Annotated in this window: 10 protein-coding genes; 6 read left to right on the forward strand and 4 right to left on the reverse strand. The window is 68.5% G+C overall.

Translation table 11 applies throughout. From position 1 onward, the window contains the following. Positions 1–53: 53 nt before the first annotated feature. Positions 54–2273, reverse strand: coding sequence for an NADP-dependent isocitrate dehydrogenase (locus AKH00_RS05220; RefSeq protein WP_050721589.1), 2220 nt, complete (start codon positions 2271–2273; stop codon positions 54–56). 122 nt (positions 2274–2395) lie between these two features. Here AKH00_RS05220 and AKH00_RS05225 point away from each other — a divergent pair, with 122 nt between their 5' ends. From AKH00_RS05225 to yicI, 6 genes are all read left to right on the forward strand, one after another. Further along, positions 2396–2854 carry a GNAT family N-acetyltransferase gene (locus AKH00_RS05225; protein ID WP_050722065.1) on the forward strand — a complete coding sequence of 153 codons (459 nt, stop codon included), beginning with the start codon at positions 2396–2398 and terminating at the stop codon, positions 2852–2854. A gap of 214 nt (positions 2855–3068) precedes the next feature. Next, the gene (locus tag AKH00_RS05230; protein WP_050721590.1) at positions 3069–4082 is read left to right on the forward strand and encodes a LacI family DNA-binding transcriptional regulator; all 1014 of its coding nucleotides are present in this window, start codon (positions 3069–3071) and stop codon (positions 4080–4082) included. Positions 4083–4209: 127 nt separating this feature from the next. Then, a complete protein-coding gene (locus AKH00_RS05235; RefSeq protein WP_050721591.1) occupies positions 4210–5517 on the forward strand; it encodes an ABC transporter substrate-binding protein in 1308 nt (435 codons plus the stop codon). Positions 5518–5570: 53 nt separating this feature from the next. Beyond that, entirely contained in the window at positions 5571–6548 is a 978-nt protein-coding gene (locus tag AKH00_RS05240; protein WP_050721592.1) for a carbohydrate ABC transporter permease, read from the forward strand. After that, positions 6548–7435 carry a carbohydrate ABC transporter permease gene (locus AKH00_RS05245; protein ID WP_082297475.1) on the forward strand — a complete coding sequence of 296 codons (888 nt, stop codon included), beginning with the start codon at positions 6548–6550 and terminating at the stop codon, positions 7433–7435. The genes AKH00_RS05240 and AKH00_RS05245 overlap by 1 nt, the downstream gene beginning before the upstream one ends. Continuing rightward, a complete protein-coding gene (gene yicI / locus AKH00_RS05250; RefSeq protein ID WP_050721593.1) occupies positions 7435–9666 on the forward strand; it encodes an alpha-xylosidase in 2232 nt (743 codons plus the stop codon). The genes AKH00_RS05245 and yicI overlap by 1 nt, the downstream gene beginning before the upstream one ends. A gap of 60 nt (positions 9667–9726) precedes the next feature. On the opposite strand, the gene AKH00_RS05255 is transcribed toward yicI, so the two are convergent. From AKH00_RS05255 to AKH00_RS05265, 3 genes are all read right to left on the reverse strand, one after another. Continuing rightward, positions 9727–10527, reverse strand: a complete 801-nt coding sequence (locus AKH00_RS05255) for a hypothetical protein (RefSeq protein WP_050721594.1) — start codon at positions 10525–10527, stop codon at positions 9727–9729. A gap of 67 nt (positions 10528–10594) precedes the next feature. After that, positions 10595–12409: an ABC transporter ATP-binding protein gene (locus tag AKH00_RS05260; protein ID WP_050721595.1), complete on the reverse strand. Its 1815-nt coding sequence runs from the start codon at positions 12407–12409 to the stop codon at positions 10595–10597. Then, positions 12406–14337, reverse strand: a complete 1932-nt coding sequence (locus AKH00_RS05265) for an ABC transporter ATP-binding protein (protein ID WP_050721596.1) — start codon at positions 14335–14337, stop codon at positions 12406–12408. The genes AKH00_RS05260 and AKH00_RS05265 overlap by 4 nt, the downstream gene beginning before the upstream one ends. Positions 14338–14704: the final 367 nt, after the last annotated feature.

The raw sequence follows: 14704 nt of genomic DNA on the forward strand, positions 1-14704 counted from the left end.
ACGACGAAGGGCCGGATGCGTTCGCATCCGGCCCTTCGTGCATCCCCCGTGCCTCAGCTCAGGGCGTCGACGATCCCGTTCAGCGTCGCGGAAGGGCGCATGACCGCGGCGACCAGCGCGTCGTCCGGACGGTAGTAGCCGCCGATCTCGACCGAGGCGCCCTGCACCGCGTTCAGCTCGGAGACGATCTTCTCCTCGTTCTCGGCGAGAGTCGCCGCGACGGGCGCGAAAGCGGCCGCGAGCTCGGCATCCTTCGTCTGCTCCGCGAGCTCCTGCGCCCAGTACAGGCCCAGGTAGAAGTGGCTGCCCCGGTTGTCGATGGTGCCCAGCGCGCGGCCCGGCGAGCGGTCCTCCTCGAGGAAGGTGCCCGTGGCGGCATCCAGCGTCTCGGCGAGCACGCGCGCCTTCTCGTTGCCCGTGCGGTCGGCGAAGTGCTCGAGCGAGGCGGCCAGCGCGAAGAACTCGCCCAGGGAGTCCCAGCGCAGGTAGTTCTGCTCGACGAGCTGCTGGACGTGCTTCGGAGCGGACCCACCGGCACCGGTCTCGAACAGGCCACCGCCGGCGAGGAGCGGCACGATAGACAGCATCTTGGCGCTCGTGCCGACCTCGAGGATCGGGAACAGGTCGGTGAGGTAGTCGCGCAGCACGTTGCCCGTGACCGAGATGGTGTCGAGGCCGTGACGCATCCGCGCGAGCGTGTAGCGCGTGGCTTCCTCGGGCGCGAGGATCGTGATCGTCAGACCCGTGGTGTCGAGCGTCGCGAGACCCTGATGCACCTTGGCGATGATCTGCGCGTCGTGCGAGCGGTTGGCGTCGAGCCAGAACACGGCGGGCACACCGGTCGCGCGGGCGCGAGTGACAGCGAGCTTGACCCAGTCCATGACCGGGATGTGCTTGGTCTGCGTCGCACGCCAGATGTCACCGGCGCCGACCTGGTGCTCGATGAGCACCGTGCCCTCGCTGTCGAGGACCTGCACGGTGCCGGCCGCCGCGATCTCGAAGGTCTTGTCGTGGCTGCCGTACTCTTCGGCGGCCTGCGCCATGAGACCCACGTTGGGGACCGTGCCGATCGTCGCGGGGTCCAGTGGTCCGTTCGCGATGACGTCGTCGATCACGGCCTGGTAGACGCTCGCGTACGAGGAGTCCGGGATCACGGCGAGCGTGTCGGCCTCGCCGCCGTCCTTGCCCCAGAGCTTGCCGCCGTTGCGGACGAGCGCCGGCATCGAGGCGTCCACGATCACGTCGCTCGGGACGTGCAGGTTGGTGATGCCCTTGTCGGAGTTCACGTACGAGAGGCGCGGTCCCTCCGCGATGGCCTTGGCGAACGCGGCCGCGATCTCGTCGCCGCCCGCGATGCCCTCCAGCCCCGCGAGGATCGATCCGAGACCGTCGTTCGCGTTGAGCCCGGCCGCGGCGAGCTGGTCGCCGTACTGTGCGAACACGTCGCGGAAGAACGCCTTCACGACGTGCCCGAAGATGATCGGGTCGCTGACCTTCATCATCGTCGCCTTGAGGTGCACGGAGTACAGCACGTCGTCGGCCTTGGCGCTCGCGAGCGTCTCGGCGAGGAACGCATCGAGGTGCGCGGCCGACAGGAAGGTCGCGTCGATGATCTCGCGCGGCAGGACCTTGAGGCCCTCCTTCAGGACGGTGACGGTGCCGTCGGCCGCCGTGTGGCGGAAGCTCAGGACGTCGTCGTGGGCGGCGACCCAGGAGCGCTCGTTGTGCTTGAAGTCGTCGTGACCGAGAGTCGCGACGCGGGTCTTCGACCCCTCGGCGAAGGGCTTGTTGCGGTGCGGGTGCTTCTTGGCGTAGTTCTTCACCGCGAGCGGGGCGCGGCGGTCGCTGTTGCCCTCGCGCAGCACGGGGTTCACGGCCGAGCCCTTGATGCGGTCGTAGCGCGCGCGGACGTCCTTCTCCTCGAGCGACGAGGGCTCGTCCGGGAAGTCCGGGATGTCGTAGCCCTGCGCCTGCAGCTCGGCGATCGCGCCCTTGAGCTGCGGGATGGATGCCGAGATGTTCGGCAGCTTGATGATGTTGGCCTCGGGCAGCGTGGCGAGTCCGCCGAGCTCGGCGAGCGCGTCGCCCACCTGCTGCTCCGGGGCGAGCTTCTGCGGGAACGCCGCGAGGATGCGTCCGGCGAGCGAGATGTCACGGGTCTCGACCTCGATACCCGCCTGACCGGTGAAGGCCTGGATGATCGGGAGGAAGGAAGCCGTAGCGAGAGCCGGGGCCTCGTCGGTGTAGGTGTAGATGATGGCGTCGTCGGTCACCGGGAGGTTCTCCGTTCACGAGGGCAGAATTGTCTCGATACCAAGATACCTGAGGGTCTCGTCGGCCTGAGAAATCGTCCTGATCCTGGGTGCGGAGCGCCCCGAGGGGTTAGCCTGTGATCATGTCCGAACTGCGCATGGTCGAACTCTCCGCTGCGACGATCGTCGCCGTGAACAACCTGTCGCTCAAGCCCGGGCAGGAGCAGTTCCTCGCTCCGGTGTCCTACGGCATCGCCGCGACCGTGATCAACCCCCAGACCTCGTGGCAGCGCGTCGTGCTCGACGGCGATCAGGTCGTCGGCTTCGTGAGCGCCAACTTCGACTCCGAGGCACCCGAGGAGCACTTCCGCTCGGTGCTGTGGCGTGTCAACGTCGATGCCGAGGGTCAAGGCAAGGGCGTCGGCCGCTTCGCGGTCGAGAGCCTTCTCGAGGAGGCCCGCGCCCGCGGTGTCGACCACGTCAACGTCATCTACGAGGCGGGTGAGGACGGCCCCGAGGCCTTCTTCCTCCGCGTCGGCTTCACGCCGGTCGGCGAGACCGAGTACTCCGAGGTCATCGCCGAGATCCGCGTCACGTCCTGAGACCGGCGGCGGGGCCTCGAATCCCCTCCCCCATCGAGGTCTCGTCGCCCTTTCCGCGACGACTGCGGGAGCGCTCTCAGGCGCGGGGGTCACGAATTTGTTGCGGGACACCACAAAAGTCTTGCGCCCGGACCCCGAACCTGCCTATCATCGCTTTCGAGGCGCTGGCGAAGCGCTTCGACGATTTCCCCGAACGAGTGACGACGGAGTCCCGATGACGACGATCCATGAGGTGGCCAGCGCCGCCGGCGTGTCGATCAGCACCGTCTCCTACGCGCTGAGCGGCAAGCGCCCGGTGTCCGAGAAGACCCGACTGCGCATCGAGGACGCCGCGCGGACACTCGGCTACGAGCCAGACGCCGGAGCACGGATGCTGGCGGGACGACGCACGCACATCTTCGCGCTCACCGAGCCGCTGCGCGCCGACACGCACGCCCCCACCCACATGGCCTTCGTGCTCGCGACGGCCGTCGCCGCCCGGCGCCGCGGCTACGACATCCTGCTCCTCACCGACGAGCAGACCTCGGACGGCATGAACCGCGTCGCCGCCAGCAGGCTCGCCGACGCGATCCTCGTGCTCGATGTGGCTCCCGACGACGAGCGCGCCGACATCGCCCGCTCCGTGCGCACGCCCACAGTGTTCATCGGGATCCCGAACGACCCCCAGGGCCTCACCTGCGTGGACCTCGACTTCGAGGCCGCCGGCGGGCTCGCCGTGGACCGGATCGCGGATGCCGGGCACACGTCCGTCGCGCTCCTCGGCCAGACCGAGGTCTCGTACGCCAAGTCGAACTTCCCGCGGCGACTGCTGCAGGGCGTCGCTGAGCGGAGCAAGGTCCGCGGCCTGACGCTCACGACCGTCACCACCGGCGCGACCACGACCGACGTCGGCGCGGTACGTGCGGCGGTCGACGCAGCGCTCGACCGAGGGGACCGCGCATTCATCGTGCACGCGGTGGGCGATGTGCACGAGGCACTGCTCGAGACGCTCGACTCCCGAGGGCTGCGCATCGGCGTCGACGTCTCGGTCGTCTCCGCCGCGGCCTCGTTCGACACGACGACGCTGCCCTCGCCGATCGACACGATCCCGCTCGTGCCGCAGCGATCGTGCGAACTGGCGGTCGACCTCGCGGTCGCGCAGCTCGAGTCACCTCGCCCCGCTCCCCGTATCCATCTGATTCCCCCGGAGTACCGCGTCGCCGGCTCCCTCGTCCCCGCTCGGGAATGACCGAGCGACGACCGCGCTCTCTCGTCGCCTTTGTCGAAACGCTTCGACGAAGGCGCCGATGACCACAACTGAACACGACCCAGAGAAGTGTCCCGGCCCGAGGGCCACCGAGAAAGGAGTGCCGACGATGGCACGCAACATCCGCAGAACGAAGACGTTGGCCGCACTGGCCACGCTGACGGCGGCAGGCATCGCCCTCAGCGGCTGCACCGCCGGCTCCGGAGGCGAGGGCGGCGACGGCCAGACGCTGAAGCTCTGGCACTACGAGGGCGCCGACAGCGCGATGGGCAAGGCGTGGGCCGAGGCCATCGAGATCTTCGAGGAGGAGACGGGTGCGACCGTCGAGTTCGAGGAGAAGTCGTTCGAGCAGATCCAGAAGACCGCGAGCCAGGTGCTCGACACGGACGCCGCTCCCGACCTCATGGAGTTCAACAAGGGCAACGCGACCGCAGGCTTCCTCGCCTCGACCGGCCTGATCGCCGACATCTCCGACGCGGTCGACGAGTACGGGTGGGACGAGAAGCTCGCACCCTCGCTGCAGACCACCGCCAAGTACTCCGAAGACGGTGTGATGGGCGGGGACACGTGGTTCGGCATCCCGAACTACGGCGAGTTCGTCGGCGTGTACTACAACCAGGATGCGTTCGCCGCGGCCGGTCTCGAGATCCCGACCACCTACGAGGAGTTCGTGGACGTGCTCGACGCGTTCGTCGCGCAGGGCGTCACCCCGCTCGCCGAGGCGGGTGCCGAGTACCCGCTGGGCCAGCTCTGGTACCAGCTCGCGCTGCTGGAGGGCGACCGCAGCTTCGTCGACGCCTACCAGCTGTACGACGGCGAGGTCGACTGGCAGGGACCGGAGATCAGCTCCGCGACCGAGACGCTCAAGGAGTACGTCGACAAGGGCTACATCGCCTCCGACGTCTCCTCCGTCAAGGCCGAGGACGCGGGCGTCTCGTTCATCAACGGCACCTCGCCGATCTTCGTCTCGGGCTCGTGGTGGTTCGGCCGCTTCGTCGCCGAGGCGACCGGCTTCGACTGGACCATGAACGCCTTCCCGGGCGCCGACCTGTCGCTCGGCTCCTCCGGCAACCTGTGGGTCGTGCCCGAGAATGCGGCGAACAAGGAGCTTGCCTACCAGTTCATCGACATCACGATGCGCCCCGAGATCCAGGCGATCATCGGCAACAACGGCGGACTGCCCGTCGCCGCAGACACCGCCGACATCACGGACGAGAAGAGCGCCGCGCTCATCGAGACGTTCAACGGCGTGCTCGACGCCGACGGACTCTCGTTCTACCCGGACTGGCCCGCACCCGGCTTCTACGACGTGATCGTGCAGGAGCTGCAGGGCCTCATCACCGGCGCCCAGGATGCGAAGACCACCGACGAGAACCTCGGCGAGCAGTACGACGAGGGCACGGCGGAATTCCGTTGATCCACCCGCGGGGGCGGCGTCCGCGCCGCCCCCGCATCCTCCTGGAGAAGAACATGTCACTCGCCACGCGCGAAACCCGCACGAGATCGGGCCGCACCACACTCCCGCCGGAAGAGCCGTCGATCCCTCAGCGTCGAGGAGGCACCGGCGCCTATTGGATGTACCTGCTGCCCGGCTTCGCGCTTCTGCTCGTCGTCGTCATCGTCCCGCTGATCTGGAACGTGTACCTGACCTTCACGAAGTGGAAGGGCGTGCGCGCCCCGGAGTTCATCGGTCTCGAGAACTGGCAGAAGATCCTCACCGACAGCGACTTCTGGACCTCGTTCACGAACTCGGTGTGGATGATCATCGCCATGGTGGTCGTCCCGACGATCGTCGGCCTCATCGTCGCCGCCCTGCTGTTCGACGTGGTCGGACGCAAGTTCGGCGGCAAGGTCGGCAGCTTCCTGCGGGCCACCTACTACCTGCCGCAGATCCTCCCGATCGCGGTCGCCGGCATCGTGATCGGATGGATCGTGCGCCCCGGCGGCGACGGCGCGCTCAACCAGATCCTCGGCGCCTTCGGCATCCCGGCCTACGACTGGCTCGGGCAGATGCCCTCCGCGCTGATCGTGCTCATGGTCGTGATGGTCTGGGTGCAGCTTGGCTATCCCGTCGTGGTCTTCATGGCCGCCCTCCAGCGCGTCGACCCGGAGCTCTACGAGGCCGCGGAGCTCGACGGCGCCAACTGGTTCCAGCGGTTCTCCGCGATCACGATGAGCATCATCCGTCCCGAGATCTTCGTCGTCACGCTCACCTGCACGATCGCCGCCCTCAAGGTCTTCGGACCGGTCTACATCATCACGCGCGGCGGGCCGGCCGGCTCCACGCTCGTCCCCGCGTACTACGCGTACCAGGAGTTCTTCACGAAGCGGAACGTCGGGTACGGCGCCACGATCGCCACGGTCCTCACGATCGTCGTGGTCATCGTGTCGATCCTCTTCATCCGGGTCCAGAACTCGCTCGAGCGCAAGGAAAGGGCGGGTCTGTGATGCACGCCACCACTGCCATCGTCACCGGCAAGCCCGCGAAGACCCGCACCCGCGGCGGCATGACCAAGAAGCGCCCCGTCGACTGGCTCCTGCTCGCGCTCGTCGTGATCGGCGCGATCCTCGTGATCGCCCCGTTCTACCTCGTGCTCGTGAACTCGTTCAAGTCGCCCGTCGACTACGCGACCTCCGGGCCCCTCGCCTTTCCCGAGACCCTCGACTTCGGCGGGATCGTCAAATTCTGGGAGCGCGTGAACTTCCCCGAGAAGGTCTGGAACTCGATCTTCATCTCGGGCGTCGTCGCCGTGCTCGCGGTCGTGATCTCGATGCTCAACGCCTTCGCGATCGGCATCGGCCGCGTGCGGGGCCGCTCGTGGATCGTGCTGCTCTTCCTGCTCGCGAACCTCCTGCCCCAGGAGGCCCTGCTCTACCCGCTGTACTACATGTTCAAATCGGTCGGTCTGTACGACAACGTGTGGTCGGTCATCATCGTGTTCACGGTGATCCAGGCGGCATTCGGCACCTACCTGCTGTCGTCGGTGTACGGCACCTTCCCCAAGGAGGTGCTCGAGGCCGCCTCGCTCGACGGCGCGAGCCGCTGGCAGATCCTGTGGCGAGTGGTCTTCCCGATCAGCCGTCCGACGCTGTCGGTGCTGCTCATCTTCTTCTTCATCTGGACGTGGAACGAGTTCCTCATCCCGCTCACGTTCCTCGCCTCCAACGCCAACCAGACGGTCCCCGTCGCGATCAGCGTGCTGCAGGGCGACCGTCTGATGGACGTCACCACCACGAGCGCGTCCGCGCTGCTGGGCATCATCCCCACGCTCATCTTCTTCCTCATCTTCCAGCGCACGCTGACACGCGGCATCACGGCAGGAGCAGTCAAGTAATGAAGTTCACCGACGGGTTCTGGCAACTGCGTCCTGGCGTCACCGCGCTGTATGCGCAGGAGGCCTACGACATCGCCGAGACCTCCACCGCCGACGGACCGGGCATCGTCGTCACCGCGCCGACCATGGTGATCTCCAAGCGCGGAGACACGCTCAACCGCCCCGTGCTGACCACGACCCTCTCCTCGCCCGCTGAGGGCGTGATCCGAGTCCGCATCGCCCACCACGAGGGCGCCCGCTGGCACGGCGGGTTCTCGCTCCCCGGGGCGGGGGCGGGCTCGGCCCGGGTGTCGCTCAGCGACGCCGGCGGATCGCTGGATGCCGGTGCGCTCGTCGCGCGCATCGCGCCGGGAGCGCCCTGGGACCTGTCGTTCGAGATCGACGGACGCCGCGTGACCGGCAGCGGGCACAAGGCGCAGGGGTACGTGCGCCTCGCGCCCGACGCGCAGGTCGACGCCGGCATCGTCGACAACGCACGCCAGGGCGGCTCGCCGACGAGCGCGACGACCTTCGTGCACGAGCAGCTCGACCTCGGCGTGGGCGAACTCGTCTACGGCCTCGGCGAGCGCTTCGGCCCCCTGGTCAAGAACGGGCAGTCCGTCGACATCTGGAACGCGGACGGCGGCACCTCGAGCGAACAGGCGTACAAGAGCATCCCCTTCCACCTCTCGAACCGCGGCTACGGCGTGCTCGTGAACGACCCGGGCCACGTCTCCTACGAGATCGGTTCGGAGGCGGTCGAGCGCGTGCAGTTCTCCGTGACGGGCGAGGCGCTCGAGTACTTCGTGATCGCGGGCCCCACACCCAAGGAGGTCCTGTCGCGGTACACGGCGCTGACCGGGCGTCCGCCGGTCGTTCCCGCGTGGTCGTACGGCCTGTGGCTGTCGACGAGCTTCACGACCGACTACGACGAGCAGACCGTGAACTCCTTCATCGACGAGATGGCGGCCAGGGAACTGCCGGTGTCGGTGTTCCACTTCGACTGCTTCTGGATGCGCGAGTTCAACTGGTGCGACTTCGAGTGGGATCCGCGCACCTTCCCCGACCCCGAGGGGATGCTGTCGCGCCTGCACGACAAGGATCTCCGCGTGTGCGTGTGGATCAACCCCTACATCGGCCAGCGCTCCCCGCTGTTCCGCGAGGCCGCGGACCAGGGCTTCCTCGTGCGTCGAGCCGACGGCTCCGTGTGGCAGTGGGACCTGTGGCAGGCCGGCATGGGCCTGGTCGACTTCACGAACCCTGACGCGACCGCCTGGTACCAGGCGCACCTGCGTCGGCTCGTCGCGCAGGGCGTCGACTGCTTCAAGACCGACTTCGGCGAACGCATCCCCACCGAGGTGGTGTGGGCCGACGGCTCCGACCCGGCGCGCATGCACAACCTGTACACCGACCTCTACAACCGAGCCGTGCACGACGTGCTGACCGCGGCGCGGGGCACCGGCGACGCCGTGCTGTTCGCGCGGTCGGCCACAGCCGGGGGGCAGAGCATGCCGGTGCACTGGGGCGGCGACTCGACCTCGACCTACGCGTCGATGGCCGAGACCCTGCGCGGCGGGCTCTCGCTCGCGCTCAGCGGCTTCGCGTTCTGGAGCCACGACATCGGCGGTTTCGAGGGCACCCCCGACGCCGGAGTGTTCAAGCGGTGGACCGCGTTCGGCCTGCTGGGCTCGCACTCGCGCTTCCACGGCTCGAGCTCGTATCGCGTGCCGTGGGCGTTCGACGAGGAGGCGGTCGACGTCACACGGCGGTTCACGCACCTGAAGATGCAGCTGATGCCGTACCTGTACCAGCAGGGTCTCGAGGCCGCGCGCACCGGCGTCCCTCTGATGCGACCGATGGCGCTCGAGTTCCCGGAGGATCCCGCGACCGGCTACCTCGACCGGCAGTACATGCTGGGCTCCGATCTGCTCGTCGCCCCGGTGTTCACGGCCGACGGATCGGTCGAGTTCTACCTGCCCGAGGGTGAATGGACCTCGCTGCTCACGGGCGAGACCATCACCGGCGGCGGATGGCGCCGTGAGACGCACGGCTTCGACTCCCTGCCGCTGTACGTCCGTCCGGGCGCGGCCCTCCCCTGGGGCGCCCGCACCGACCGGCCGGACTACGACTACCACGAGGGGCTCCGCATCCGCGTGTTCCCCGGCCGCACGGGCGCGGCGTCCGTGACCGTCACGACCCCCGACGGCGCGGCCCGGACCTACGACGTCGATCTCTCGGAGCCGACCGGATGACCGTGTCCGGCGCCGGCGCCGGCGACCGTAGACGGGGCGCGCGGGACTGATCGGGCGGCGTCAGTCGTTCTTCGGGCGCTTGCGCTCGGTCCACGCGGCGAGCGCCGACGCCGCAGCCCCGGCGGCCTTGTCGATCGCCTCGGCGGAGCGGCTGAGCATATCCTGCGCGGCGTCCTGCCACGTGGACGTCGCCGGGGCTTCGCCGGCCTGCACTCGTGCGGCGTGCTCTGCTGCCTCGAAGGCCCGCTCCAGCTCGGCCACGGCGTCACGGTAGACCCCGAACTCCGCCGGCGCGGCGTTGGCGGCCGCCGCGTAGCGCGCGTCGACCGCGAGCCCGGCGGCCCGCAGGTACGCCGCGGTGGCCGGCTGCCTCACGTCGGTCATCGCGGGGTAGGCGATCTGCAGGGCGGCATCGGTCTCGTACCGCATCCACCGCGCCGTGATCGCGTCGTGCTCGGCCTGCAGACGCTCCAGCGGGCGAGGAGCGGATGCCGCGGGGATCGCCGCTCGCGCGGCACTCACCCGCACCTGCTTGGAACGGACGTCGGCGACGGCCGCCTTGACGAGCATCTCCTTGTCGCGCAGCATCCGCTTCGCGCCTGCGACCTGGTCGGGCGTCGCGCGTCGTGCGCTGCGTTCTGCGACGATGCGCGCGTAGTCGGCGCGTGCGAGCTTCGCCGCCATGCGGCGTTCCGCCGCGAGCTGCTGTGCCTGCCGGAGTTCGTGCCGTGCCGCGTCGTAGGCGAGTCGTCGGCCGCTCTTCATACTGCGCCTCCGCATCGTGATCGTCCCCGCTGCGACCCCGCCCGCGGCCACGGGCGCGATCCACCACCACTCGGTGACGAGCAGCAGCGGGTCCATGTTCCGATGCTACCCAGTGCCCGTGGGAAGCGCCTCCGAGGCGCATCCCACGGGCCGTACGGCAGACCTAGACCAGGGTCTCCTGCCACGCGGCGTGCAGCTGCGCGAACTTGCCCGTGCCGCCGATCAGCGCCTCGGGGCTGTCGTCCTCGATGATTCGACCGTGCTCCATGACGAGGACTCGATCCGCGATCGCGACCGTCGACAGACGGTGCGCGATGATGATCGCCGTGCGGTCCTTGAGCAGCGTCTGCAGAGCCTCCTGGATGAGCCGCTCGGACGGGATGTCCAGCGAGGCGGTCGCCTCGTCGAGGATCAGCACCGCGGGGTCCGCCAGGAACGCCCGCGCGAACGAGATCAGCTGCCGCTGACCTGCCGACACGCGACCGCCGCGCTTGTTCACGTCGGTGCCGTAGCCGTCGGGCAGTGCTTCGATGAACGCATCAGCGCCGACCGCCCGCGCCGCCGCCCGGATCTCGTCGAGCGAGGCGTCCGGCTTGCCGAGGGCGATGTTGTCGGCCACGGTCCCGCTGAATAGGTACGCCTCCTGCGTGACCATGACGATCGCGCGGCGGAGGTCCTTCGGGTGCAGGTCGCGGAGATCGACGCCGTCGAGCGTCACGGTGCCGCGTGAGGGGTCGTAGAACCGGGATATGAGCTTCGCGAGCGTCGACTTGCCCGCACCGGTGGTGCCCACCAGCGCGATCGTCTGCCCCGCGGGGATGTCGAGCGAGAAGTTCGGGAGGATCGTCTTCTCGCCGTTGTAACCGAAGGTCACCTCGTCGAAGCGGACGTGACCGCGCGACTCCCACAGGTCGACCGGCTTCTCGGGGTCCGGAACCGTCGGGACCTCCTCGAGGACGCCCGAGACCTTCTCCAGCGCGGCCGTGGCCGACTGGTACGAGTTCAGGAACATCGCGATCTCCTGCATCGGAGCGAAGAAGTTCCGCACGTACAGCACAGCCGACAGCAGCACGCCCACGGTCAGGGCGTCGGTCGAGACGCGGATGCCGCCCCACAGCACGACGATGCCGAGCACGAGCGCAGCGACGCCCATGAGCCCGGGCTCGAACGTGCCGAACAGCAGCATCGAGCGTCGGTTGACGTCTCGGTACTCGCCCGCGATCTCCTGGAAGGAGGCATCGTTGCGGGGCTCCTTGCGGAACGCCTTGACCGCTCGCATGCCGGTCATGGTCTCCACGAACTGCACGATGACCTTGGCGCTGATGACCCGCGACTCGCGGTACACGAGCTGCGAGCGCGAGTAGAACCACCGCATCAGGAAGAACAGCGGGATGCCGCCGATCGCGAGGATCAGCCCGGACTGCCAGTCCCACACGCACAGCGCGATGAACGTGAACAGGCCGAACAGCACACCGGACACGAGCTCGTTGAGTCCGCCGTCGAGGAGCTCTCGGATCGAGTCCAGGTCGCTCGTCTGGCGCGAGATGATCCGTCCGGAGGTGTAGGACTCGTGGAACTCCAGGCTCAGCCGTTGCGTGTGCAGGAAGATCCGCTTGCGCAGGTCCAGGAGGATCGCCTGGGTCAGCTTCGCGGCGATGATCACGTACCAGGCGATCATGGTGGCCGCGACCGCACCTGCGAGCAGATAGATCCCGCCGATCATGAACGTCGGCATCCAGTCCGCGCGCTCGAGGACGGCAGGCAGGGCCCGATCGAGCCCGATGCTGATGAGGATCGGCCCCGAGACCTGGAGCGCGGTGGAGATCACGAGCACGACCGCGGCGAGCACGATCTGCGGCTTCAGGGGCCGGACGAGCGATCCGAGAAGACGCAGCGAACGCCGTCGGATCGCGCGGCTCTCCTCGCGCGTGTACTGGGAGCGGTCTTCGTCCTGGGTCCCGGTGATGGCGGAGCTCATCGCTGCACCTCCTTCTCGATGGTGATGTCTTCGTCGGCGGCCTCTTCGCGGATGCCTTCGCGCACGGCATCCTCGATCTCGTCCTGCTCGTCGCGGATGACGGGGATCGCGCCGGTGCGCGCCGCCTCCTCGGCCTCGAGGCTCGAGATCACGTGCCGGTAGTGCCTGCTGGACTTCAGGAGCTCGCTGTGCGTGCCCACGGCCGTCACTCGACCGGCTTCGAGCAGCGCGACGCGATCGGCCAGCGCGACCGTCGACGGACGGTGCGCGACGATCATCGCCGTCGTGTCGGCGAGGACGTGGCGCAGCGCCTCTTCGACGAGCGCTTCGGTGTCGACGTCGAGCGCCGACAGCGGGTCGTCGAGGACCAGGACCTTGGGCTTGGCGGCGACGGCGCGCGCGAGGGCCAGTCGCTGCCGCTGTCCGCCCGACAGGCTGAGCCCCTCCTCGCCGATGATCGTCTCGACGCCGTCGGGCAGCGAGTCGACGAACGCGGCCTGGGCGACGTCGAGCGCCTCGCGGAGCACGCGCTCCGCCTCCTCGCTGTGCACGTCGAGGTCGGCGCGGCCGAGCAGCACGTTCTCGCGCACGGATGCCGAGAACAGCGTCGCGTCCTCGAAGGCCATGGCGATGTGCTGACGCAGCTCCGCCAGCGGCAGGTCGCGCACGTCAACGCCGTCGAGCGTCACGCGCCCGCCGGTCACGTCGTACAGCCGAGTGGGGAGGGTGGTGAGCGTGGTCTTGCCGCTTCCGGTCAGGCCCACGAGTGCCATGGTCTCCCCCGGTCGCAGCACGAGGTCGATCCCGTCGAGCAGGTCGCGCTCGTGCGCGCCGGCATCCTGGTAGCGGAAGTGCGCTCCCTCGAAAGCGAGCTCGCCGCGCGGATCGTCGATGTGCACGGGGTTCTCGGGATCCGTGATCGTGTTCGTCTCGGAGAAGATGTCGAACACGCGGTCGGTCGCGGTGCGCGCGTCGAGCATGAACGAGAAGAGGAAGCCGATCGACTCGATGGGCCAGCGCAACACGGTGGCCATCGCGAAGAAAGCGAACAGCTCGGGAAGCTCGATGGCCCCCTGCGAGATGAGCCAGATGCCCGACATCAGGCTGAGGCCGAAGGCGATCTGCGGCATGAGGTCGAGCCAGAACCAGATCGACGCGATCGCGCCGGCCTTGCTCATCTCGGTCTCACGAAGAGTCTCGGCCTGACGGCTGAAGCGGCTCAGCGCGTGCGTGCCGCGCCCGAAGGCCTTCAGCACTCGGATGCCGTGGACGCTCTCCTCGACGCTGGTCGCCAGGTCGCCGGCCTGATCCTGGCTGCGGCGCGTGAGCGCGCCGTAGCGCTTCTCGAACAGGTACCCGCGGATCCACAGCGGGATCGCCGTGACGATGAAGATCGTGCCGAGCAGCCAGTGCCAACGGAACAGCAGCACCGCGCCGATCACGATCGTGAGCACGTTCACGACGAGCAGCACGAGGCCGAACGCGAGCCAGCGCCTGATGAGTCCGATGTCCTGCATCATGCGGCTGAGGAGCTGCCCGGACTGCCAGCGGTCGTGGAACGCCACCGGCAGGGTCTGCAGGCGCGAGTAGAGCTCGGTGCGCATCTTGTACTCGACCTGCGTCGAGGGGTTGAGCACGAACTGGCGGCGCAGCCACACCATGAGGGCCTCGCCCAGGGCGAGGCCGAACACGGCGAGGGCGCCCCACACGATCGCGTCGACGGCACCGGACTGGACGGGTCCGCGGATGATCTGCTCGAGGACGATGGGGATCATCAACGCGATGACGGCGGCGGCGAGCGCGCTCAGCGCACCGCCCGCGAGACGCCAGATGACCGGCTTCACGAAGGGCTTGAGGCGCCAGAGCGCGGCGGGAGTGGAGAGGGAGGAGGACGGGGAGCTGTTCGACGATGAAGGCGAGGAAGACATGTCTCTCAGACGAGTTTCGTATGGAAAGCGGTTGCTGACGGGGTCGGATGGTCAGGTGGACTCTCTCGAGTCCGGCATCCGAGGCGATAGGGCGCGCGGCCGGTGCCCGAATAGGCGTGGGCTCTCGCGCGGCGAGGGCTGTGCGGGTCGCGCGCTCTAACGGAGCGGGCGCGCCGGGGTCGAGCCGAGAGCGGCGATCTGCGCGGCGGCGATCGATGTCATGGTGTCCTCCTCAGGGCTCGGCGATGTCGTCCGGTCGGCGCGACAGCCCACCAGCCTATTCCTGTGAACAGGCTGAACGCAAGCGTCATTCCCGATCCGTCCCTCATTCCCGATCCGTCCGTATTCCCGATCCGTCCCTCATTCC

The organism is Microbacterium sp. GCS4 (assembly GCF_001262495.1).
Classification (GTDB): domain Bacteria; phylum Actinomycetota; class Actinomycetes; order Actinomycetales; family Microbacteriaceae; genus Microbacterium.

Excerpts from the sequence above, each read along its gene's own strand:
- AKH00_RS05225 (WP_050722065.1), top strand. The coding sequence starts at position 2,396 with ATGTCCGAACTGCGCATGGTCGAACTCTCCGCTGCGACGATCGTCGCC.
- AKH00_RS05230 (WP_050721590.1), top strand. The coding sequence starts at position 3,069 with ATGACGACGATCCATGAGGTGGCCAGCGCCGCCGGCGTGTCGATCAGC.
- AKH00_RS05235 (WP_050721591.1), top strand. The coding sequence starts at position 4,210 with ATGGCACGCAACATCCGCAGAACGAAGACGTTGGCCGCACTGGCCACG.
- AKH00_RS05240 (WP_050721592.1), top strand. The coding sequence starts at position 5,571 with ATGTCACTCGCCACGCGCGAAACCCGCACGAGATCGGGCCGCACCACA.
- AKH00_RS05245 (WP_082297475.1), top strand. The coding sequence starts at position 6,548 with ATGCACGCCACCACTGCCATCGTCACCGGCAAGCCCGCGAAGACCCGC.
- yicI (WP_050721593.1), top strand. The coding sequence starts at position 7,435 with ATGAAGTTCACCGACGGGTTCTGGCAACTGCGTCCTGGCGTCACCGCG.
- AKH00_RS05255 (WP_050721594.1), bottom strand. The coding sequence starts at position 10,527 with ATGGACCCGCTGCTGCTCGTCACCGAGTGGTGGTGGATCGCGCCCGTG.
- AKH00_RS05260 (WP_050721595.1), bottom strand. The coding sequence starts at position 12,409 with ATGAGCTCCGCCATCACCGGGACCCAGGACGAAGACCGCTCCCAGTAC.
- AKH00_RS05265 (WP_050721596.1), bottom strand. The coding sequence starts at position 14,337 with ATGTCTTCCTCGCCTTCATCGTCGAACAGCTCCCCGTCCTCCTCCCTC.